Annotated in this window: 23 protein-coding genes and 1 tRNA gene; 3 read left to right on the top strand and 21 right to left on the bottom strand. The window is 67.5% G+C overall.

From position 1 onward, the window contains the following. The first annotated feature begins 131 nt into the window (after positions 1 to 131). On the top strand, positions 132 to 1,424 hold the full coding sequence (gene mtaB, locus HUJ28_02490) for a tRNA (N(6)-L-threonylcarbamoyladenosine(37)-C(2))-methylthiotransferase MtaB (protein ID MBD3618327.1): 1,293 nt from the start codon (positions 132 to 134) through the stop codon (positions 1,422 to 1,424). A 17-nt stretch (positions 1,425 to 1,441) separates the two neighbouring features. On the opposite strand, the gene HUJ28_02495 is transcribed toward mtaB, so the two are convergent. From HUJ28_02495 to HUJ28_02590, 20 genes are all read right to left on the bottom strand, one after another. Next, positions 1,442 to 1,517 (bottom strand) — tRNA-Lys (locus HUJ28_02495). A gap of 130 nt (positions 1,518 to 1,647) precedes the next feature. After that, on the bottom strand, positions 1,648 to 2,916 hold the full coding sequence (locus tag HUJ28_02500; GenBank protein MBD3618328.1) for a YeeE/YedE family protein: 1,269 nt from the start codon (positions 2,914 to 2,916) through the stop codon (positions 1,648 to 1,650). Positions 2,917 to 3,155: 239 nt separating this feature from the next. Continuing rightward, positions 3,156 to 3,845 (bottom strand): 7-cyano-7-deazaguanine synthase QueC, encoded by a 690-nt coding sequence (gene queC / locus HUJ28_02505; GenBank protein ID MBD3618329.1) that lies wholly within the window; start codon positions 3,843 to 3,845, stop codon positions 3,156 to 3,158. Beyond that, on the bottom strand, positions 3,842 to 4,474 hold the full coding sequence (gene queE / locus HUJ28_02510) for a 7-carboxy-7-deazaguanine synthase QueE (protein MBD3618330.1): 633 nt from the start codon (positions 4,472 to 4,474) through the stop codon (positions 3,842 to 3,844). Before queE ends, queC begins: the two co-directional genes overlap by 4 nt. A gap of 70 nt (positions 4,475 to 4,544) precedes the next feature. Further along, positions 4,545 to 5,354 carry a tol-pal system protein YbgF gene (ybgF, locus tag HUJ28_02515; GenBank protein ID MBD3618331.1) on the bottom strand — a complete coding sequence of 270 codons (810 nt, stop codon included), beginning with the start codon at positions 5,352 to 5,354 and terminating at the stop codon, positions 4,545 to 4,547. Next, positions 5,347 to 5,868 carry a peptidoglycan-associated lipoprotein Pal gene (pal, locus tag HUJ28_02520; protein ID MBD3618332.1) on the bottom strand — a complete coding sequence of 174 codons (522 nt, stop codon included), beginning with the start codon at positions 5,866 to 5,868 and terminating at the stop codon, positions 5,347 to 5,349. The genes ybgF and pal overlap by 8 nt, the downstream gene beginning before the upstream one ends. 58 nt (positions 5,869 to 5,926) lie before the next feature. Beyond that, a complete protein-coding gene (tolB, locus tag HUJ28_02525; GenBank protein MBD3618333.1) occupies positions 5,927 to 7,219 on the bottom strand; it encodes a Tol-Pal system beta propeller repeat protein TolB in 1,293 nt (430 codons plus the stop codon). Continuing rightward, on the bottom strand, positions 7,216 to 8,106 hold the full coding sequence (tolA, locus tag HUJ28_02530) for a cell envelope integrity protein TolA (GenBank protein ID MBD3618334.1): 891 nt from the start codon (positions 8,104 to 8,106) through the stop codon (positions 7,216 to 7,218). Before tolA ends, tolB begins: the two co-directional genes overlap by 4 nt. A gap of 7 nt (positions 8,107 to 8,113) precedes the next feature. Beyond that, positions 8,114 to 8,539, bottom strand: coding sequence for a protein TolR (gene tolR, locus HUJ28_02535; GenBank protein MBD3618335.1), 426 nt, complete (start codon positions 8,537 to 8,539; stop codon positions 8,114 to 8,116). An 8-nt stretch (positions 8,540 to 8,547) separates the two neighbouring features. Next, positions 8,548 to 9,249, bottom strand: coding sequence for a protein TolQ (tolQ, locus tag HUJ28_02540; GenBank protein MBD3618336.1), 702 nt, complete (start codon positions 9,247 to 9,249; stop codon positions 8,548 to 8,550). After that, a complete protein-coding gene (gene ybgC, locus HUJ28_02545; protein MBD3618337.1) occupies positions 9,239 to 9,649 on the bottom strand; it encodes a tol-pal system-associated acyl-CoA thioesterase in 411 nt (136 codons plus the stop codon). Before ybgC ends, tolQ begins: the two co-directional genes overlap by 11 nt. Before the next feature lie 58 nt (positions 9,650 to 9,707). Then, entirely contained in the window at positions 9,708 to 10,754 is a 1,047-nt protein-coding gene (ruvB, locus tag HUJ28_02550) for a Holliday junction branch migration DNA helicase RuvB (GenBank protein MBD3618338.1), read from the bottom strand. A gap of 8 nt (positions 10,755 to 10,762) precedes the next feature. Next, on the bottom strand, positions 10,763 to 11,377 hold the full coding sequence (ruvA, locus tag HUJ28_02555; protein MBD3618339.1) for a Holliday junction branch migration protein RuvA: 615 nt from the start codon (positions 11,375 to 11,377) through the stop codon (positions 10,763 to 10,765). Further along, entirely contained in the window at positions 11,374 to 11,892 is a 519-nt protein-coding gene (gene ruvC / locus HUJ28_02560; protein MBD3618340.1) for a crossover junction endodeoxyribonuclease RuvC, read from the bottom strand. Before ruvC ends, ruvA begins: the two co-directional genes overlap by 4 nt. 32 nt (positions 11,893 to 11,924) lie before the next feature. Then, positions 11,925 to 12,683 carry a YebC/PmpR family DNA-binding transcriptional regulator gene (locus HUJ28_02565; GenBank protein MBD3618341.1) on the bottom strand — a complete coding sequence of 253 codons (759 nt, stop codon included), beginning with the start codon at positions 12,681 to 12,683 and terminating at the stop codon, positions 11,925 to 11,927. A 72-nt stretch (positions 12,684 to 12,755) separates the two neighbouring features. Beyond that, entirely contained in the window at positions 12,756 to 13,376 is a 621-nt protein-coding gene (locus HUJ28_02570; GenBank protein MBD3618342.1) for an alpha/beta hydrolase, read from the bottom strand. A gap of 52 nt (positions 13,377 to 13,428) precedes the next feature. Continuing rightward, entirely contained in the window at positions 13,429 to 13,908 is a 480-nt protein-coding gene (gene nudB, locus HUJ28_02575; GenBank protein MBD3618343.1) for a dihydroneopterin triphosphate diphosphatase, read from the bottom strand. A 94-nt stretch (positions 13,909 to 14,002) separates the two neighbouring features. Continuing rightward, positions 14,003 to 15,772 carry an aspartate--tRNA ligase gene (aspS, locus tag HUJ28_02580; protein ID MBD3618344.1) on the bottom strand — a complete coding sequence of 590 codons (1,770 nt, stop codon included), beginning with the start codon at positions 15,770 to 15,772 and terminating at the stop codon, positions 14,003 to 14,005. A gap of 102 nt (positions 15,773 to 15,874) precedes the next feature. Continuing rightward, on the bottom strand, positions 15,875 to 16,414 hold the full coding sequence (locus HUJ28_02585; GenBank protein ID MBD3618345.1) for a DUF502 domain-containing protein: 540 nt from the start codon (positions 16,412 to 16,414) through the stop codon (positions 15,875 to 15,877). 106 nt (positions 16,415 to 16,520) lie between these two features. Then, complete coding sequence (locus HUJ28_02590; protein MBD3618346.1) at positions 16,521 to 16,790, bottom strand: zinc ribbon domain-containing protein; 270 nt, start codon at positions 16,788 to 16,790, stop codon at positions 16,521 to 16,523. Positions 16,791 to 16,901: 111 nt separating this feature from the next. On the opposite strand from HUJ28_02590, the gene HUJ28_02595 reads away from it, so the two are divergent. Both HUJ28_02595 and HUJ28_02600 read left to right on the top strand, forming a co-directional pair. After that, the gene (locus tag HUJ28_02595) at positions 16,902 to 17,279 is read left to right on the top strand and encodes a DsrE family protein (GenBank protein MBD3618347.1); all 378 of its coding nucleotides are present in this window, start codon (positions 16,902 to 16,904) and stop codon (positions 17,277 to 17,279) included. Between the two features lie 14 nt (positions 17,280 to 17,293). Beyond that, positions 17,294 to 18,136 (top strand): SDR family oxidoreductase, encoded by an 843-nt coding sequence (locus HUJ28_02600; protein ID MBD3618348.1) that lies wholly within the window; start codon positions 17,294 to 17,296, stop codon positions 18,134 to 18,136. Between the two features lie 15 nt (positions 18,137 to 18,151). On the opposite strand, the gene HUJ28_02605 is transcribed toward HUJ28_02600, so the two are convergent. Continuing rightward, positions 18,152 to 18,382 carry a hypothetical protein gene (locus HUJ28_02605; protein ID MBD3618349.1) on the bottom strand — a complete coding sequence of 77 codons (231 nt, stop codon included), beginning with the start codon at positions 18,380 to 18,382 and terminating at the stop codon, positions 18,152 to 18,154. Positions 18,383 to 18,558 lie beyond the last annotated feature (176 nt).

The raw sequence follows: 18,558 nt of genomic DNA on the forward strand, positions 1-18,558 counted from the left end.
TAACCCCTAAGGCCTCACGCCTCACGCCTCACTCCTCACTCCTCACTCCTCACTCTTCTCTCATCTCCCCTTGAACCCTGCACCCGCAGGCGGTAGCTTTCCCCCTCCACACAAGCCCGCAAGCACAGCGTATGCGCATCCATCTCCACGCCCTGGGCTGCCGCCTCAACGAGGCGGAGCTCGAGACCTGGGCCCGGCAGTTCAAGGCCGGGGGCCACGGCATCGTCGCCGCCCCCGAGGCGGCCGACGTGGTGGTGCTCAACACCTGCGCGGTGACCCAGGAGGCGGTGCGCAAGTCGCGCCAGCTCATCAAGCGGGCACACCAGGCCAACCCGTCCGCGCGCCTGGTGGTGAGCGGCTGCTACGCCTCGCTGGAGCCCGACAGCGCCGCCGAAACCCTGGGGGTGGACCTGGTCGTGGAGAATCCCGACAAGGACCGCCTGGTGGAAATCACGGCGCGAGAGCTGGATCTTCCCTTGATGCCGGCGATTGCCACGGAACCGGGCGAGACCTCGCTGTTCACCCGCGGCCGGCATCGCGCCTTCATCAAGGTGCAGGACGGCTGCCGCTACCGCTGCACCTTCTGCATCGTCACGCGCGCCCGCGGCGAGGAGCGCAGCCGTCCGATCGCCGACATCGTGGAGGAGATCAACGCCCTGGTGGCCCAGGGCGTGCAGGAGGCCGCGCTCACCGGGGTGCACGTCGGCGGCTACGGCAGCGATCTGGGTACCGACCTGAGCGCCCTGATTGCGGCGATCCTGGCCGACACCGACCTGCCGCGCCTGCGCCTGGCCTCAGTGGAACCCTGGGATCTGCCGGAGGATTTCTTTGCCCTGTTCGACAACCCGCGCCTGATGCCGCACATGCACCTGCCGCTGCAAAGCGGTTCGGACACGGTGCTGCGGCGTATGGCACGGCGCTGCAAGACGGCGGAATTCGAGCGACTGGTCACCGAGGCGCGCACCCAGATACCCGGCTTCAATGTCACCACCGACATCATCGTGGGCTTTCCCGGCGAGACCGAGAGCGAATGGGCCGAGAGCCGGGACTTCGTCGGGCGCATCGGCTTCGGCCATTTGCACATCTTTGCCTACTCGCCCCGCGCGGGAACCAAGGCCGCCACCCTCCCCGGCCGCATCGACAAGGCCACGCAGAAGGCCCGCAGCCGCGAGCTGCATGCACTCGGTGCCCGGCTGCGCAGGGAGAGCCTCGAGACGATGCGAGGCGAACAGGCGGAGGTGCTCTGGGAACGGCCGTGGCAGACGGGTACACCGGGCGAGGTGATCTACACGGGCTATACGCCGAATTTCCTGCGGGTAGAGATGCCGGGGCCGGTCGACTGGGATCTTGAAAACCGCATCACCCGCGTGCGACTGGCCGCACTGAATCCGGAGGCGGATGCGCTGCTGGCCGAGCCGGCCTGATGAGAAAGGGGAGAAAATGGTGGGTCGTGAAGGATTCGAACCTTCGACCATCGCATTAAAAGTGCGGTGCTCTACCAACTGAGCTAACGACCCACGCGAAGGCGCATAGTTTACACGGCCTTAGCGGAATCACAACCCCTCAGGGACGCCGCCTTCACCATCCCCGGAAACGCACAAGGCCCCGCCAGAGCGGGGCCTTGTGCGTTTCCGGATGACGGATCGATCAGATCGCTTCGAGCTTGCGCAGCCCCTTGGGCAGCAGCCTGAAATCGACCAGCGAGGTGACGAGCGCCTTGAGGAAGGTCGCCTCGTCCTCGTACACCAGCTTGTAGTACTGGATCTTCATGGTGAGCGCACTGCCCAGCACGATGCCGCCGAAGGCGATGAACGAACCCAGGGCCAGCGTGGAGAGGCCGGTGATGCCCTGACCAATGGTGCAGCCCATGGCGAGCACGCCGCCGAAGCCCATCAGCACGGCACCGATCACGTGGTTGGCGAAGTCACGCAGATTGGCGAACCACTCGACGCGGAAGCCCTTGCTCACGATCGCCCAGAGGAAGGAACCCAGGATCACGCCGAGCAGGGCCATCACGCCGAAGGTGAGATAGCTGCTGCTGAAGCCGGCAGCGGTGTAGCCCAGGGTCTGGCCCATCGGGTTGATGAAGGTGTAGGACTGCGCGGCCAGCGCGGCGGTGCTTGCCGGCTTGCCTTCCGGGGAATCGGCGAGGAAGGCCCAGTCGGAGGCAAAGCCCTGCAGGGTATAGGTCTCGCCGCCGCCCATGCTGATGATCGCGTTGCTCGACACCCACCAGGCACCGAAGACGGCCAGGCCGACCACGAGGCCGCCGAGGATGTTGTCGAAACTGCCGCGGAAATCCTTCGACTTGAAGACGAAGAACAGCAGGGCCAGGGCGAGGATACCGCCGATGACCAGGCGCGCAGTCACCTCGGACTCGGGTCCGGCGACCAGGGAGCCCAGGTCCTGACCGTTGGCGAGATTCACCGACAGCGGATTCATCCACGGGTAGAACAGTACCGAGTAGAGGGTCTTGTCGCTGCCCGGGAAGGGGTTGGTCATGAAATAGGCGATCACGGCGATGATGAGCAGCACCACGATCGACTTGATGTTGCCGCCACCGATACGGATCAGGGTCTTCTGGCCGCAGCCGCTGGCCAACGTCATGCCGATACCGAACAGGATGCCGCCGATGAGGTTCTCGGCCCAGATGAAGTTGCTACCACGGTAGGGCGGGAAGGCACCGTCGGCGTCCACCGCACCGAAGAACTCGAACAGCACCACGCCGACCATGGCCACGGCAATGGCCAGTACCCAGGCACGGAAGCGACCGAAATCGCCCATGTTGACCATGTCGGAGACGGCCCCCATGGTGCAGAAGTTGGTCTTGTTGACCACGGCGCCCATGATCAGGGCGAGTATGAAGGCCCCCCACAACAGGAAGGACTGGGCCTCGGCAAAGCTTTCGAACGCCATTGAATCGTTTCCTCCAAACACGCTTTTCTCGGAGCGGCTGAAACCGCGACTGACGCGGGCCGTCCGGACAAAGACTCGTTAGCTGCCACCCACTGTTCATGCGGGTGCGTTTTCAGTCGTCGGTGGATGCCTGTGACCGGCGGGTTATTCCACGCGTGACGAACGGATATCCGTTGGCGAGTAACGGGTAATTATAAAACGTGAGCTGGCTCACGTCATCCTTGTCCCGGGTGGGGGAATCAGTCGCGGTAGCGCGTCGGGTCCGGCAAACCGGCCGCCCTGAAGCCATCGGCCCGCAGGCGGCAGGAATCGCAGGCCCCGCAGGCGCGGCCCTCGAGGTCGGCGGCATAGCAGGAGACGGTCAGGCCGTAGTCCACACCGAGCGCGGTGCCGCGACGGATGATCTCGGCCTTGGTGAGGTCGATGAGCGGGCTCTGGATGTGAAACCGCTCGCCCTCCACCCCCGCCCGGGTGGCGAGGTTGGCGAGCTGCTCGAAGGCCTGGATGAATTCGGGCCGGCAGTCCGGGTAGCCGGAATAGTCCACCGCGTTGACGCCGATGTGGATCTCCCGGGCCCCGAGCACCTCGGCCCAGCCCAGCGCCACCGCCAGGAACACCGTGTTGCGGGCCGGCACATAGGTGACAGGGATCCCCTCGGTGGGGGTGGTCGGCACGTCGATGCGGGGGTCGGTCAGTGCCGAGCCGCCGATGGCCGAGAGGTCCAGGTCAACGATCTTGTGCTCCACCGTCCCCAGGGCCTGGGCCACGCGTTCGGCAGCGGCCAGTTCGGCCGAGTGACGCTGGCCATAGCGGAAGCTCAACGCATGGCAGGCCCGGCCCGCGGCACGCGCCATGGCCAGCACGGTGGCCGAGTCCAGGCCTCCGGAGAGCAGCACTACCGCCTTATCGGGCTGCCTGTCTTCGCTCATCGTCCGGGCTCGTCGCCCCAGAGGAGCTTGTGCAGCTGGAGCTGGAAGCGTACCGGCAGGCGGTCGGCCACGATCCAGTCGGCCAGCTCGCGCGCATCGAGCTGGCCGAAGGAGGGCGAGAACAGCACCTCGCAGCGGCGCGCGAGTTCGAACTCCACCAGCTTGCGTTTCGCCCAGTCGTAGTCCTCGCGCGAGCAGATGACGAACTTCACCTGATCCCGCTCGCCGAGCTCGCTGATATTCGCGTAGAGATTGCGGGCCTCCTCGCCGGACCCCGGGGTCTTGAGGTCCATCACCCGCATCACCCGGGGATCGACCCCGGCGATGTCACGTGCCCCGCTGGTCTCCAGCGAGACCGCGTATCCGGCATCACATAACCGGGAGAGCAGCGGCAGACAGGCCTTCTGCGCCAACGGCTCACCGCCGGTCACGCAGACATGCGACACCCCGTGGCCCGTGACCGTGTCGACGATGGTATCGAGATCCATCCACTCGCCGCCCGTGAAGGCATAGGCCGTGTCGCAGTACTGGCAACGCAACGGGCAGCCTGTCAGGCGCACGAACACCGTGGGCCAGCCTACAGTACACGACTCGCCCTGCAGGGAGAGGAAGATCTCGGTGATACGCAGACGCCCCGCGTCCGCGTTTCCCGTGACGTCGTCCACGCCCCCGATGCTGGCAACCCCGGTGGTCGGCACGCTAGTGGCCCTCCCGCTGCATGCGGGCCAGACGCTCGTCGGCCAGGCGGGCGACACTGCTGCCGGCGTGCTTCGCCTTCACGTCATTGAGCGCCTCGCGCGCCTTGGCCCACTCACCCAGCTCGTAATAGGTGAAGCCGAGCTTGAGGCGGGCATCCGGCACCTTGTTGCTGTCGGGATACTGGTCCAGCACCTTGCGAAACTCGCCCACGGCCGCCGGGTAGTCCCTGGAGACGTAGTTCGCCTCGCCCAGCCAGTACTGGGCATTGGCCGCATAGCCGCTCTGCGGATAGCGCGCGAGGAAGCCCCGGAAGGCCTCGATGGCCTGCGGATACTGGCCGTCCTTGAGCAGGTTGAAGGCATCGCGGTAGGCATCGCGCTCGCCGGCCGGCGCCACGCCCGTTGCCGGCGCCGCCTCTGCACCGGACGAGGCAGCAGGCGCCGGGGCCGCCCCCGGCAACGGCGAGGCGGGTGTCGCCACCGGCGGCGCGGCAGACGCCGGGGCCTCGGCCGCTGCCTGAATACGGCGATCGAGGTCGAGATAGAGCTCGCGCTGGCGCGACCGGAGCGTCTCCACCTCGTGGCGCAGCTCCTCGTTCTGGCCGCGCAGCTGCCGCAGCTCCTCCTGCATGGCATCCAGACGTGTCGCCATCTCCAGCAGGGCGTTGTTGGACATGAGGCGGTCGATACGCTCCATGCGGGCTTCCAGCGCCCCCAGGCGCTCGTCGGTGCGCCGGTCGGCCCAGGCCGGCACGGCCAGCACCGTCAGCACGAGGCCGGCAAAGAGCGCCCGCCCCAGGCCCCTATTCATAGACCAGCTCCACGCGCCGGTTCAGACGCCAGGCCGCCTCGTCATGGCCGAAGGCCACCGGCAGCTCTTCACCGAAGCTCACCACCTCGACCTGGTCGTTGCCCACGCCCTGGAAGCGCAGCAGGCGCTCCACCGCCTTGGCACGGCGCTCACCGAGGCCGACGTTGTACTCGCGACTGCCGCGCTCGTCGGCATGACCTTCCACGCGCATGCGTCGCTGCGGATTGTCGGCCAGGTACTTGCCGTGGGCGGCGATGAGGTCGAGGTATTCCTCGGCCACCTGGCTGCTGTCGAACTCGAAGTAGATGGTGCGCTTCGACAGCGGGCTGGCCGGATCATCCAGCGGGCTGGCGGCAAGCTGGCCATCAGCGCCCAGTCCCATGCCCTCGGACTCGGGGCCGGCACCGGCGGCAGCGCCCTCGGCGCCCTCGCCCTCCCTCACCGCATTGGGGTTGGGACAGCCGGCCAGTACCAGGGTGGCCAGCAGCAGGACAGCAAGACCGTAGGTTTTCATGCGTCGATCCTCCATTCAGATCGTTCAGTACAGGCCAGCTTGCGGGGTTCCGCAAGGGCTATTGATAAAACGGTGACCAGGCCGGCTCGCGCACCTCGCCCTCTTCCAGCACCAACAGCTGGTGCACGCCGCCATCCTCGCTCACGGCCGCGAGCACACCCCGGCCGCCCTCGCGCGTGGCGTAGATGATCATGCGCCCGTTGGGTGCGAAGCTCGGCGATTCGTCCAGGCCGCCGCGCGTCAGCACGCGCGAGTAGCCGGTCTTCAGGTCCTGCACGGCGAGGCGGAACTGGTTGCCCTGTCCGCGCACCATCACCACCTTGTCGCCCCTGGGCGAGACCTCGGGAGCGGCATTGTAGCTGCCGTCGAAGCTCAGGCGCGTGGCCCGGCCGCCGCTCGCCGGCACCTGGTAGAGCTGCGGCGCACCGCTGCGGTCCGAGGTAAAGACGATGGCGCGCCCGTCCGGGGTCCAGCTCGGCTCGGTGTCGATGCCGCGGTCGAAGGTCAGCCGCGTGAGGCGTCGGCTGGCGAGCTCCAGCACGTGGATCTCCGGGTCGCCGCTCTCCGACAGGGTCAGGGCCAGGCGCCGCCCATCCGGCGACCAGGCCGGCGCGCCGTTGATGCCGGCGCGCTCGGAGACCTTCTCCCGCTCGCCCGTGGCCACATCCTGGATATATATCGCCGAGCGGTTGCCCTCGAAGGAGACGTAGGCGATGCGCCGCCCGTCGGGCGACCAGGCCGGCGACATCAGCGGGCGCATGGAGCGGCGGATCACGCGCGGATTGAAGCCGTCGGCGTCCGCCACCTGCAGCAGGAATTCGCGCCTGCCGCCATCCTCCTGCGTGGTGACATAGGCCACGCGGGTATTGAAGGCCCCGCGCTCGCCGATCAGGGTCTCGTAGATGTAGTCGCTGATCTGGTGGGCCGCGCGGCGCAGATCCTGGCTGCGCGCCGGGATGCTGTAGCCGGTGAGCTGGCGGGCCTGCAGCACGTTGAAGAGCTGGAACTGCACCGTGTAACCCCCCTGGGCAGTCTCCACCAGGCGACCGACCACCACGTGGTCGATGCCCTGCTTGCGCCAGGTCGCGAAATCGATCGCCTGCCCGCTGGTCGGCCGCTGGGGGAAGCTCGTCGCCGGCAGCGGCCGGAACTGGCCGGAGCGCGCGAGGTTGGCCTCGATGATGGCCGTGATGTTCTCCGGTGCCGACGTGCTGCCCTCGAAGCCGAAGGGCACGATGGCGATGGGCAACGCGCTCTCCACCCCCTGGGTGATGCGGATTTCGAGCTTGGCCTGGGCACTGCCGGCAACCGCCAGCAGGCCGAGCAACAGCATGAGGGTCAGCTTCTTCATGATTGGTCCGGGTCGAATACGATTTCCAGTTCGGTGTCGAACAGCTCCTCGCGCGGCGGCGACGGCAGCGGATCGGAACGCCACACGGCATCCAGTACCGAGCGGCAGAAGGCGTCGTTGCCCTCGCAGCGCAGCATCTTCACCTCGGTGATGAAACCACCGCGCGCCTGGCGTACCAGCAGGCGTGCCCGCTGGTTGTTGGGCGCGCCGATCGGGCGCTCCCAGTTGCCCTGGATACGCGCCACGATGGCCGCCAGGTACTCGTCACGCAGGGAGGCCAGCTGGGCATTGCGGCGGGCGTCTGCCTCTGCCTGGGCCTTGGCCTCGGCGCGACGGCGGGCCGCCTCCTGCAGGGCGGCCTCCTCGGCCGCCAGTGCCGCCGCGAGCCGCTTCTGCTCGGCCTGGCGTTCCGCCTCTGCACGCTTCTGCGCCTCGAGTTCCTGCTGACGCCTGAGTTCGGCCTGACGCTTCGCCTCGGCCTCCGCCCGCGCCTGCTCCTGACGGGCCTTTTCCTCGGCCGCGCGTTTCGCCTCCGCCGCCTTTTTGGCCTCGGCCTCACGCCGGGCCTGCGCCTGGCGCGCCTGTTCCTCGGCCGCACGCCGGGCCTCCGCCTCGCGACGTCGTTGCGCCTCGGCCTCCTGGCGCCGGCGTTCTGCCGCGGCCGCGGCCTCCTGCTCGCGTCGCTTCGCCTCCTCGAGGCGGTTCAACGCCGCGTCGTATTCCGCACCGCTGATGGCCACGGCCTCGACGATCTGCGGTGCCGGGGCAGGCTCCCCCGCGGTCGGCGCCTCGAAGTCAAACGTGACCAGCAACAGCAGCACCGCGATCGCATGCAGTGCGATGGCGATGCCCAGGGCCGAGGGGTGATGGCGGATATCCTGCCACATCGCGCCCCTACCGCGCATCGTCGGGTGGCGGGTCGGTGATCAGCCCGACCTTGTCGAGCCCCGCCTGCTGCAGGATGACCATGGCCTCGACCACGCGCTGGTACTCCACGTGGCGATCGCCGCGCACGTAGGCGGGCATCTGGGCGTTCTTTGCCAGCCGCGCGCGCACCGTCTCCGCCAGCTCGTCGGCCGACAGGCGCCTGCCGCCCTCGACGAAGAACTGGCCGTTGCGATCCACCACCACCACCAGCGCCTCGGGCAGCTCCGCATCATCCGTCATGGGCCTGGCGGATGCCTGCGGCAGATCGACGTCCACACCGGTCTGCAGCAGGGGCGCAGTGACCATGAAGATCACCAGCAGCACCAGCATCACGTCGATATAGGGCACGACGTTGATCTGTGACATCGGACGACGGCGGTTGGGGCGGGCCATGGCTGACCTCAGACCGTCGCCGTCGGGCTGTCGGGCTGGTGTGCGAGCGCCTGGCGCTGCAGCAGCGTGGTGAATTCCTCGAGGAAGTTGTCGTAGCGATTCACCAGCCGCTCGACGTCATCGGCATAGCGGTTGTAGGCGACCACGGCCGGGATGGCCGCCACCAGGCCGATGGCAGTGGCGATCAGGGCCTCGGCTATCCCGGGCGCGACCGCCGAGAGCGTGGCCTGGGTGGCGCCCGACAGGGCCATGAAGGAGTTCATGATCCCCCACACGGTACCGAACAGCCCGACATAGGGGCTGGTGGAACCGACGGTGGCGAGGAACGAGAGATAGGTCTCCAGGGCATCGATCTCGCGCGACATGGTCACGCGCATGGAGCGATGCACGTTGTCCGAGATGGTCATCGGTGTGAGGCGCTGCTGCTTGTGCAGGCGGGCATACTCGCGAAACCCCGAGACGAAGATCTGTTCGATGGCCGAGGCCTCGTCCTTCTTCTTCGTCTGCTCGAAGAGCTGGGCGAGATCGATGCCGGACCAGAAGCGGTCCTCGAAGGTCTCGGCAGCGGCACGCGCCGCGCGCAGCACCCGCCACTTGATGACGATGACCGTCCAGGACAGCACCGAGGCGAGCACCAGTACCAGCATCACCAGCTGGACCACCAGGCTGGCATCGCCAATCAATCCGAGTACCGACATTTCAGGCGTCACGTGAGAGTGCCTCCAGCAAGTCCTTGGGCATGGGTTTGGGACGGAACGTCTCTGCGTCCAGCGACGCAATCTTGATCCTGCCGCTGGTCAGAAGTTCCGCGTCATCGGCACGGAGAATCTGCTGGTCGAAGACCACGTTCGCGCGCCCCGAGTTGTGCACCGTCGAGCGCACCGTCAGCTGTTCGTTGAAACGCGCCGGACGCAGGTAATCCACGCTGGCCGAACGCACGGCGAAGATCACGCCGGCATCACGAATCAGCGCATCCTGCTCAAAGCCGAGCGCCCGCAGCCATTCGGTGCGGGCACGCTCCATGAACCTGAGATAATTGGCGTAGTAGACGACGCCCCCCGAATCCGTGTCCTCGTAGTAAACGCGTACTGTCCAGTCGAATGTCTGCACGAGGTTTCCTTATCGGAGCCAAGACTAGGGAAAAAGTTTCCCGGTGAATGCGAACGCGTTAACTCTCCGCGTCGAAAAGATCCGGCGTGGATTCCGACACCGTCACAGTTTTCGGTTTCAGCCCGAAGTGGCGGTAGGCATTCGCGGTGGCCACGCGGCCGCGGGTGGTCCGCATGAGGAAGCCCTGCTGGATGAGATAGGGCTCGAGCACGTCCTCGATGGTGCCGCGCTCCTCGCCGATGGCCGCCGACAGGCTGTCGATGCCCACCGGCCCGCCATCGAACTTCTCGATCACCGCCAGCAGCAGGCGACGGTCCTGGGCGTCGAAGCCATAGTCGTCCACGTTCAGCAGATCCAGGGCACGATCGGCCATCTCGCGGGTGATGTGCCCGTCGCCCTTCACCTGCGCGTAGTCGCGCACGCGCCGCAGCAGGCGGTTGGCGATACGCGGTGTGCCGCGCGAACGCTTGGCGATCTCCTGCGCCCCGCCGGCCTCGATCTGCGCACCGAGGATACCGGCCGAGCGGGTGACGATGGCGGTGAGGTCCGCGGCCGAATAGAACTCCAGGCGCTGCACGATGCCGAAGCGGTCGCGCAGCGGCGAGGTCAGCAGCCCCGCGCGCGTGGTCGCGCCCACCAGGGTGAAGGGCGGCAGGTCGAGCTTGATGGAGCGTGCGGCCGGGCCCTCGCCGATGACGATGTCGAGCTGGAAGTCCTCCATCGCCGGGTACAGCACCTCCTCCACCACCGGGCTCAGACGATGGATCTCGTCGACGAACAGCACGTCGTGGGGCTCGAGGTTGGTGAGCAGGGCCGCGAGATCGCCGGGCTTTTCCAGCACCGGGCCCGAGGTGTGGCGCATGGCCACGCCCAGCTCGTTGGCGATGATGTGCGAGAGCGTGGTCTTGCCCAGGCCCGGCGGGCCGAAGATGAGCACGTGATCCAGTGCCTCGCCACGCGCGCGGGCGGCGGAGATGAAGATCTCCATCTGCTCCTTCACCGCGGGCTGGCCGACGTAATCGGCCAGCGCCTGCGGACGGATGGATTCCTCGACGGCCCGTTCCTCGGGCAGTTCGCCGGCGCCGATGAGGCGGTCGTCGTCCATGCCCGGGGTCATTTCACGCTGGCCTTGAGGGCATCACGGATGATGTCCTCGCTGCGCCGGTCGGCGTGCTCGACGCGGCTCACCATGCGGCTCGCCTCCTGCGGCTTGTAGCCCAGCGCGATCAGGGCCTGCACGGCCTCCTCCACCGCATCGGCCGGCAGGGCCGCGACGGGCGCCGCGCCGCCGGTAACAGGCGGCAGGCCTTCGCCGGCATCCACCGCCTTCTCCACCCGGTCGCGCCTCTCCACAATCAGGCGTTCGGCGGTCTTCTTGCCGATACCCGGCAGGCGGGTGAGCGCGGCGGCGTCGTTCATCATCACGCAGCGGCGGAACTCGGCGGCGTTCATGCCCGAGAGGATGGCCAGGGCCATCTTCGCCCCCACGCCGTTGACTTTGAGCAGGGCACGGAACATCTCGCGCTCGCCCTCGCTGGCGAAGGCGTAGAGGATATGCGCATCCTCGCGTACCAGCAGGTGGGTGAAGAGCGTGGTGGCACTGCCCGTCTCGGGCAGGCCGTAGAAGGTGGACATGGGCGCCTCCAGCTCGTAGCCGACGCCGTTGACGTCGAGCAGGAGCTGCGGCGGGCGCTTGTACACTATCTCGCCGCGCAGGCGTCCGATCATCGTCTTCTCCCCGAAAGGGCCGGCACGCGGGCCAGCGTGGAACCGGTGTGGGCATGGCACAGGGCCACGGCCAGGGCATCGGCGGTGTCGGCCTGCAGCGGGCCCTTCAGCCCCAGCAGCATGCGCCCCATGTGCTGCACCTGGGCCTTGTCCGCCCCGCCGGTGCCGACGATGGCGAGCTTGACCTCGGTGGGCGTGTACTCGGCCACCGTGAGCGCGTGACTGACGCCGGCACAGATGGCCGCACCGCGCGCCTGGCCGAGCTTGAGGGCGGAACTGGCGTTCTTGGACACGAACACGTTCTCGATGGCCATCTCCATGGCGCCCTCGCCCGTCATGTGTTCGCCGAGCACAACTCCCACCTCGCGGAAGATCATCCCCAGCCGCTCCGGCAGCGTGTCCCCGGTGACGCGGATACAGCCGCTGGCGACATGCCGGCTGCGGCGCCCGTCGCTGTCGATGATGCCGTAGCCCGTGATGCGTGAGCCCGGATCGATACCCAGTATGCGGATCATGTCATCGCCGCGCGGCCAGTGCCCCAGCGGGGCTAGCCGTTGGCCGCCTCGTCGAAGACCTCGTCCGGGAAGTCGGCGTTGGTGTAGACCTCCTGCACGTCGTCCAGGTCTTCCAGCACGTCGATCATGCGCATCACCTTCTCGGCGGTCTCCAGGTCCATGGGAGAGAGGGTGTCGGCGCGCATCGTGACCTCGGCGTTGTCGGGCGCGAGGCCGGCGCCCTCGATGGCGGCCTTCACCTCGGCATAGGCCTCTGGGGTGGTGAGCACGTCGATGGAACCGTCGTCGTTGTTGACGATGTCCTCGGCGCCCGCCTCCAGCGCGACCTCCATGATGCGGTCCTCGTCGGCGCCGGGAGCGAAGCTGATTATGCCGGTCTTGTTGAACATGTAGGCCACCGAGCCGTCGGTGCCGAGATTGCCGCCGGCCTTGGTGAAGGCGTGGCGCACCTCGGAGACGGTGCGGTTGCGGTTGTCGGTGAGACAGTCGACCATCACCGCCACGCCGGAGGGGCCGTAGCCCTCGTAGCGGACCTCTTCGTAGATGATGTCTTCGTCGAGTTCACCCGAGCCGCGCTTGGCGGCCTTCTCGATGGTGTCCTTGGGCATGTTGGCGCCCAGCGCACGGTCCCAGGCCAGGCGCAGGCGCGGATGCACGTTGGGATCGGAGGTCTTGCCCTCGCGCGCGGCCACCGTGATCTCGCGGATCAGCTTGGTCCAGATCTTGCCGCGCTTCTTGTCGTTGGCCGCCTTCTTGTGCTTGATGTTGGCCCATTTACTGTGTCCAGCCATAACTCACTCTCGATGAAACGAAAACTGGCGGGATTTTACCATAGGGGACCGGGGCATCGCCGCCCCGACCGGTCAGAATCGCCCCTGTGCCAGGTAGTGACAGACGGCCTCGGCCACCGGGCGCACGAACAGCATCTGGGTATGGCTGTAGGGCACCTCCAGGTGATGGTTCACGGCCGGCGAGATCGTCTCGCGCAGGCAGACCGTGCCGTCGTTGGGCCGCGCCAGGCGGTTGAGCACCAGCAGGCCGAAGCCGATACCGCGGTTGCCGGCGATCATGCCCAGCGGGCGCATCCCCTTCCAGCGCGGCGCATCCCCCAGCAGGCCCCGCTCGACGGCGCGCCCGAGCAGCGGGCGCGCCGGGGCAATGCGGTGGATCTTGCGCGCCAGGGAGGAGCCGTTGAGGGGCGTGCCCAGCATCAGCACGCGCCCGGGGCGCTGGTCGGGGAAACGGTCGAAGAGGTGCAGCAGCACGATGCCGCCCAGGCTGTGGGCCACCAGGTGCACCACGTCGGCATCGAGCCGCTCGAGAAAGGCCTGCAGGCGCACGGCGTTCTGCTGCGGCGTATGCAGCAGGCTGTGATAGCTGAACTGGCGGCAGTCGTAGCCGCAGGCCCGCACGCGCCGACGCAACAGGGCCTGTTCCAGCCCGTTGACCCAGATACCGTGGACGAAGACGACGACTTCTTTCATGTGCTGGCTTTCATGTGCTGGCTTTCATACGTTGGCCTTCATGAGCCGGCCTTCAGGGCGCTTGCGCTGCGGGATGCGTGCCGGGAGCCGGCGGCAATGCAAGAATCGCCTCCCGGTTGGTCCAGGAGAATACCCGCGCGGCGGCGGCCTGTCGCGGCACCCATTCACAGGCATCGTGTTCGGCGGGATTGAGCCGGATGGCGGGTCGCCCGGCAACCGGCACGCGAAACACGGTCTCGCTGTTCTCGGTCACCGCCGGCGCGTAGCGCGCCCGCCATTCCGGGCGGATGGGGAAGCGGTTCGTAGGCCCGCAGGCCTCGACCGGGAGGTCGAGCCCCGTCTCCTCGAAAAGCTCGCGCCGGGCGGCCGCCCCGGCCGCCTCGCCCCATTCCAGGCTGCCGGTGACCGACTGCCAGAAGCCCGCCGGCTGCACGCGGCGCAGCAGCAGGACCTCGTCCAGGTCGTTGTAGACAACCACCAGCACGGATTCGGGACGCTTGTAGGCAGTGGGCTCGGTCACGGGCGCGGGCATACGGGATTTGCCCCCAGCTTATCAGGTGCCGGCCACCGGATGCGACGAGGGCCGCACGTGGCGGCCCTCGTCATGGCTTGGCTGCGGGCGCGGCTCAGCCCTGGCGACGGATGCGCAGGTTCAGTTCGCGCAGCTGCTGCTCGCTGACGCCCGCCGGGGCGTCGGTGAGCGGACAGGCCGCGGTCTGGGTCTTGGGGAAGGCCATCACGTCGCGGATGGAGGAGCTGCCGGTCATGAGCATGACCAGGCGGTCCAGGCCGAAGGCGATGCCGCCATGCGGCGGGCAGCCGTACTTGAGCGCGTTGATGAGGAAGCCGAACTTGAGCTCGGCGTCCTCGTCGGAGATGCCCAACAGCTTGAAGACCTCGCGCTGCATCTCCGGGCGGTGGATACGCACCGAGCCGCCACCGACCTCGGTGCCGTTGAGCACCATGTCGTAGGCACGGGACAGCACCTGCCCCGGGTTGTCGTGCAGGGCCGCCGGGTCATCGACGCTGGGGGCGGTGAAGGGGTGATGCAGGGCCACCCAGCGACCGTCCTTCTCGTCGAACTCGAACATGGGGAAGTCGACCACCCACAGCGGCCGCCAGCCGTGCTCGACCAGGCCGAGGTCATGGCCGACCCGGACGCGCAGCGCGCCCAGGGCCTCGTTGACCACGCGGGCCCTGTCGGCGCCGAAGAAGATGATGTCGCCGTTCTCCGCGCCGGTACGGCGCAGGATCTCGTCCACCACCTCGTCCGGGAAGAACTTGACGATCGGCGACTGCAGGCCCTCGCGGCCGGCGGCCTTGTCGTTGACCTTGATCCAGGCCAGGCCCTTGGCGCCGTAGCGGCCGACGAAGCTCGTGTAGTCGTCTATCTCCTTGCGCGAGAGCTCACCGCCCTTGGGCACGTGCAGCGCGGCGATGCGACCCTGCGGGTCGTTGGCCGGGCCGGAGAAGACCTTGAAGTCCACGTCCTTCATGACGTCGGTGAGCTCGGTGAGCTCCAGCGGGATGCGCAGGTCCGGCTTGTCCGAGCCGTAGCGCTGCATGGCCTCGGCGTAGGTCATGCGCGGGAAGCTGGTCGGCAGCGGCACCTCCAGCACCTGGGCGAAGAGCTCGCGGATCATCTCCTCCATCAGCCCCATGATCCCCTCTTCGTCCATGAAGGTGGTCTCGATGTCGAGCTGGGTGAACTCGGGCTGACGGTCGGCGCGCAGGTCCTCGTCGCGGAAGCAGCGCACGATCTGGTAGTAGCGGTCCATGCCGCCCATCATCAGCAACTGCTTGAAGATCTGTGGCGACTGCGGCAGGGCGAAGAACTCGCCCGGATGGGTACGGCTGGGCACCAGATAGTCGCGCGCGCCCTCGGGCGTGGCCTTGGTGAGCATGGGCGTCTCGATGTCGAGGAAGCCGTTGTCCTCCAGGAAGCGGCGCAGGGTGCGGCTCACCCGGGCACGCATCTGCATGCGCTGCTGCATGGCCGGGCGGCGCAGGTCAACGTAGCGGTACTTGAGGCGGGACTCCTCGTTGACATCGTCGTCGTCGAGCTGGAAGGGCGGGGTCTCGGCGGCGTTGAGCACCTCGAGCTCCAGGCCCAGCACCTCGATCTGCCCGCTCTTCAGGTCGGCATTCACGGTCCCCTCGGGGCGCGGGCGCACACGGCCCCGCACGCGCAGCACGTATTCGCTGCGGATGCGCTCAGCGGTGGCGAAGACCTCGGCGCGATCCGGATCGAACACCACCTGCACCAGGCCCTCGCGGTCGCGCAGATCGACGAAGATCACGCCCCCGTGGTCACGGCGACGGTTCACCCAGCCGCAGAGGGTCACTTCCTGGTCGATGAGGGTCTCGTCGACGAGACCGCAATAATGAGTGCGCATGGTTGGCCTACCCCAAATACCGAAAGACCGCGACCGCCCGGGGCGTCGCGGGATGAGTGGTTGCCGCGCGATCGTCGGAAACGGCGCGGAAAGGCGGGAATCTTACGAATTGCCCCTCTCGGGCGCAACTTTGGCGCGTGTCGGCGGGGCCACGACCCCCAGCGACATGATGAGCTTGAGGCCGTCCTCGACGCTCATGTCGAGCTCGATGATGTCCTCCTCCGGCACCAGGATGATGAAGCCGGAGGTCGGATTGGGCGTGGTGGGCACGAAGACCGTCACCAGCCGGTGGCCGGCCTTGTCGTGCACCTCCTCGGTGCCGCTCCCGGTCTGGAAGGCCAGGGTCCAGAGCCCGCGGCGCGGGTACTCGACCATCAGCACCTTGCGAAACGACTTGCCGCCGGCGACGAAGATGGTCTCCAGGATCTGCTTCACCGCCGAGTAGATGCTGCGCACCAGCGGGATGCGGTTGAGCAGTGATTCCCAGCCCTCGACCAGCTTGCGACCCAGCAGGTTCGCCACCACCATGCCCGTGATCAGCACCACCAGGATGGAGAGGACGATCCCGAGACCCGGCACGGGAAAGCCCAGCAGGGCCTCGGGACGCCAGTCCGGCGGCAGCAACAGCAGGGTGCGGTCCATCACCCCGACCAGGGCCCGGATCACCAGAAAGGTGATACCCAGTGGGACCCAGACCAGCAGCCCGGCGATGAGGTAGCGCTTCAGCACACCCTAACCGGTGTTCGCCTCAGGCGCAGCTGCCGCAGCCGCCGGTACCGCAGGAATGACCGCCGCCGGCACTGCCCGAACCGCTCTCGACCACGTTCTTCTTGCTGCCCGTCTTGAAGTCGGTCTCGTACCAGCCACCGCCACTCAGGCGGAAACCAGCCGCGGAGACGAGCTTCTTCAGGGCCGGCTGACTGCACTTGGGGCAGTCGGTCAGCGCCGCATCGCTCATCTTCTGCATGACTTCCATCTGCTCGCCGCAGGACTCGCACTGATATTCGTAGATCGGCATTTCCCATTTCTCCGAAAATACGCCAATATTAGCGCCCGATTATATGAGGGCGGCGTTGCACATTTCCAATGGTTTCTGCCCCCTCGCACGCAACATCCAAAGGGGGGCCCCATGGCCGAAAAGCTCATCATCATGCTGCTGAACGTCAATCCGGAGCGTCCGGGCACGCTTGGCGCACCCTTCTTCCAGGCCACCGTCGCCGCCGCCATGGACCTGGAGGTGGAGATCTACTTCGCCGGCCCCAGCGCGAAATTCCTCGTGAAAGGCTTTGCCGACGCCCTCTACCCCGGCACGGCGGGCGAGAAATCCCTCTACTCCTTCATGCAGGACGCCCACGAGGCAGGGGCGAAGTTCTACGTCTGCGCCGGGGCGATGGACGAGAACGAGCTCAACGAGGACAACGCCATCCCCGAGCTCGACGGCCCGCGCGGCGGCGCGGCCTTCATCAGCGAGGCCGCCGAGGATGGCGTGCTGACGCTGACCTACTGAGACAGCCCCAACGCGTGAACCGCTGCATCCTCATCACCGGCTGCTCCTCCGGCATCGGCCTGTGCGTGGCCCGGGGGCTGAAGGCCCGCGGCTGGCGCGTCTTCGCCACCGCCCGCAAACCGGAAGACGTGGCGCGCCTGGAGGGTGAGGGATTCGAGACGCTGTCGCTGGATCTCACCGACAGCGCCTCCATCGCCCGGGCGATGGAGACGGTACTGGAACGCACCGGCGGCCGGCTGGACGCCCTGTTCAACAACGGCGCCTACGGGCAGCCGGGGGCGGTGGAGGACCTGCGCCGCGAGGTGCTGCGCGAACAGTTCGAGACCAATGTGCTCGGCTGGCTGGAGCTTACCAACCGGGCGATCCCGGTGATGCGCCGGCAGGGTCACGGCCGCATCATCATGAACAGCTCGGTGCTGGGCCTGGTCGCCCTGCCCTTTCGCGGGGCCTACAACGCCAGCAAGTTCGCCATCGAGGGGCTTTCCGACACCCTGCGCCTGGAGCTGCGCGGCACGGGCATCCACGTCAGCCTGGTCGAACCCGGCCCCATCGAAAGCCGCTTTCGCGCCAACGCCTTCGAAAAACTCAAGGCAAACATCGACACCGGACACAGCGTGTGGCGGGAGAAATACCAGGGGGCCATCCGGCGCCTGACCAAGGAGGGCCCCGCCGCCCCCTTCACCCTGCCGCCCGAGGCGGTGCTCGGCAAGGTCGTCCACGCCCTGGAGGCCCGGCGCCCCCGCGCGCGCTATTACGTCACCTTTCCCACCTACCTGCTGGGCACCCTGCGCCGCCTGCTGCCCACGCGGGCGCTGGACGCCTTCCTGGCCCGTATCTCCCGCTCGGAGAACCAGTAACCCGGGCCACAGGCCCTAGCGCAGCCACTCCGCCAGGCTGCCCTTGCAGCGCGTCTCCCAGGGACACTCCGCCTTCTCGCCGGCCAGCCGCCGCTCGCTGCCGCAGCAGGGCTCCTCGCCCAGGGCCGCCTGCACCAGGCGGATCTCTCGATGCGACATCCACAGGGCCCGCGCGGCCAGACCGGCCTGACGCGTGGCGCGCGCCGGATGGGTGACGGGCAGGGTCGTGTGCGTCTGTTCGTACATGTCGGCCTCCACTTGCATGCTGGATGGAGGGCCATTGTCGGGCGGCGGCATGACAGGTCCGTGACGCGATCATGATGCCGCCATGTCGGGTGCCTGTGCGCCGGCTCACAGTTCAGCCGCCCTAGCAGGCTGTTGAAAAACCCAATCCACAAGCGGATCGGCGTCCGGTAAAATGC

The organism is Chromatiales bacterium (genome assembly GCA_014762505.1).
GTDB lineage: Bacteria > Pseudomonadota > Gammaproteobacteria > SpSt-1174 > SpSt-1174 > SpSt-1174.

Coding starts and splice junctions, on each gene's coding strand:
- mtaB (MBD3618327.1), top strand. CDS start 132: ATGCGCATCCATCTCCACGCCCTGGGCTGCCGCCTCAACGAGGCGGAG.
- HUJ28_02500 (MBD3618328.1), bottom strand. CDS start 2,916: ATGGCGTTCGAAAGCTTTGCCGAGGCCCAGTCCTTCCTGTTGTGGGGG.
- queC (MBD3618329.1), bottom strand. CDS start 3,845: ATGAGCGAAGACAGGCAGCCCGATAAGGCGGTAGTGCTGCTCTCCGGA.
- ybgF (MBD3618331.1), bottom strand. CDS start 5,354: ATGAATAGGGGCCTGGGGCGGGCGCTCTTTGCCGGCCTCGTGCTGACG.
- pal (MBD3618332.1), bottom strand. CDS start 5,868: ATGAAAACCTACGGTCTTGCTGTCCTGCTGCTGGCCACCCTGGTACTG.
- tolB (MBD3618333.1), bottom strand. CDS start 7,219: ATGAAGAAGCTGACCCTCATGCTGTTGCTCGGCCTGCTGGCGGTTGCC.
- tolA (MBD3618334.1), bottom strand. CDS start 8,106: ATGTGGCAGGATATCCGCCATCACCCCTCGGCCCTGGGCATCGCCATC.
- tolR (MBD3618335.1), bottom strand. CDS start 8,539: ATGGCCCGCCCCAACCGCCGTCGTCCGATGTCACAGATCAACGTCGTG.
- ruvB (MBD3618338.1), bottom strand. CDS start 10,754: ATGGACGACGACCGCCTCATCGGCGCCGGCGAACTGCCCGAGGAACGG.
- ruvA (MBD3618339.1), bottom strand. CDS start 11,377: ATGATCGGACGCCTGCGCGGCGAGATAGTGTACAAGCGCCCGCCGCAG.
- ruvC (MBD3618340.1), bottom strand. CDS start 11,892: ATGATCCGCATACTGGGTATCGATCCGGGCTCACGCATCACGGGCTAC.
- HUJ28_02565 (MBD3618341.1), bottom strand. CDS start 12,683: ATGGCTGGACACAGTAAATGGGCCAACATCAAGCACAAGAAGGCGGCC.
- HUJ28_02570 (MBD3618342.1), bottom strand. CDS start 13,376: ATGAAAGAAGTCGTCGTCTTCGTCCACGGTATCTGGGTCAACGGGCTG.
- nudB (MBD3618343.1), bottom strand. CDS start 13,908: ATGCCCGCGCCCGTGACCGAGCCCACTGCCTACAAGCGTCCCGAATCC.
- aspS (MBD3618344.1), bottom strand. CDS start 15,772: ATGCGCACTCATTATTGCGGTCTCGTCGACGAGACCCTCATCGACCAG.
- HUJ28_02585 (MBD3618345.1), bottom strand. CDS start 16,414: ATGGACCGCACCCTGCTGTTGCTGCCGCCGGACTGGCGTCCCGAGGCC.
- HUJ28_02590 (MBD3618346.1), bottom strand. CDS start 16,790: ATGCCGATCTACGAATATCAGTGCGAGTCCTGCGGCGAGCAGATGGAA.
- HUJ28_02595 (MBD3618347.1), top strand. CDS start 16,902: ATGGCCGAAAAGCTCATCATCATGCTGCTGAACGTCAATCCGGAGCGT.
- HUJ28_02605 (MBD3618349.1), bottom strand. CDS start 18,382: ATGTACGAACAGACGCACACGACCCTGCCCGTCACCCATCCGGCGCGC.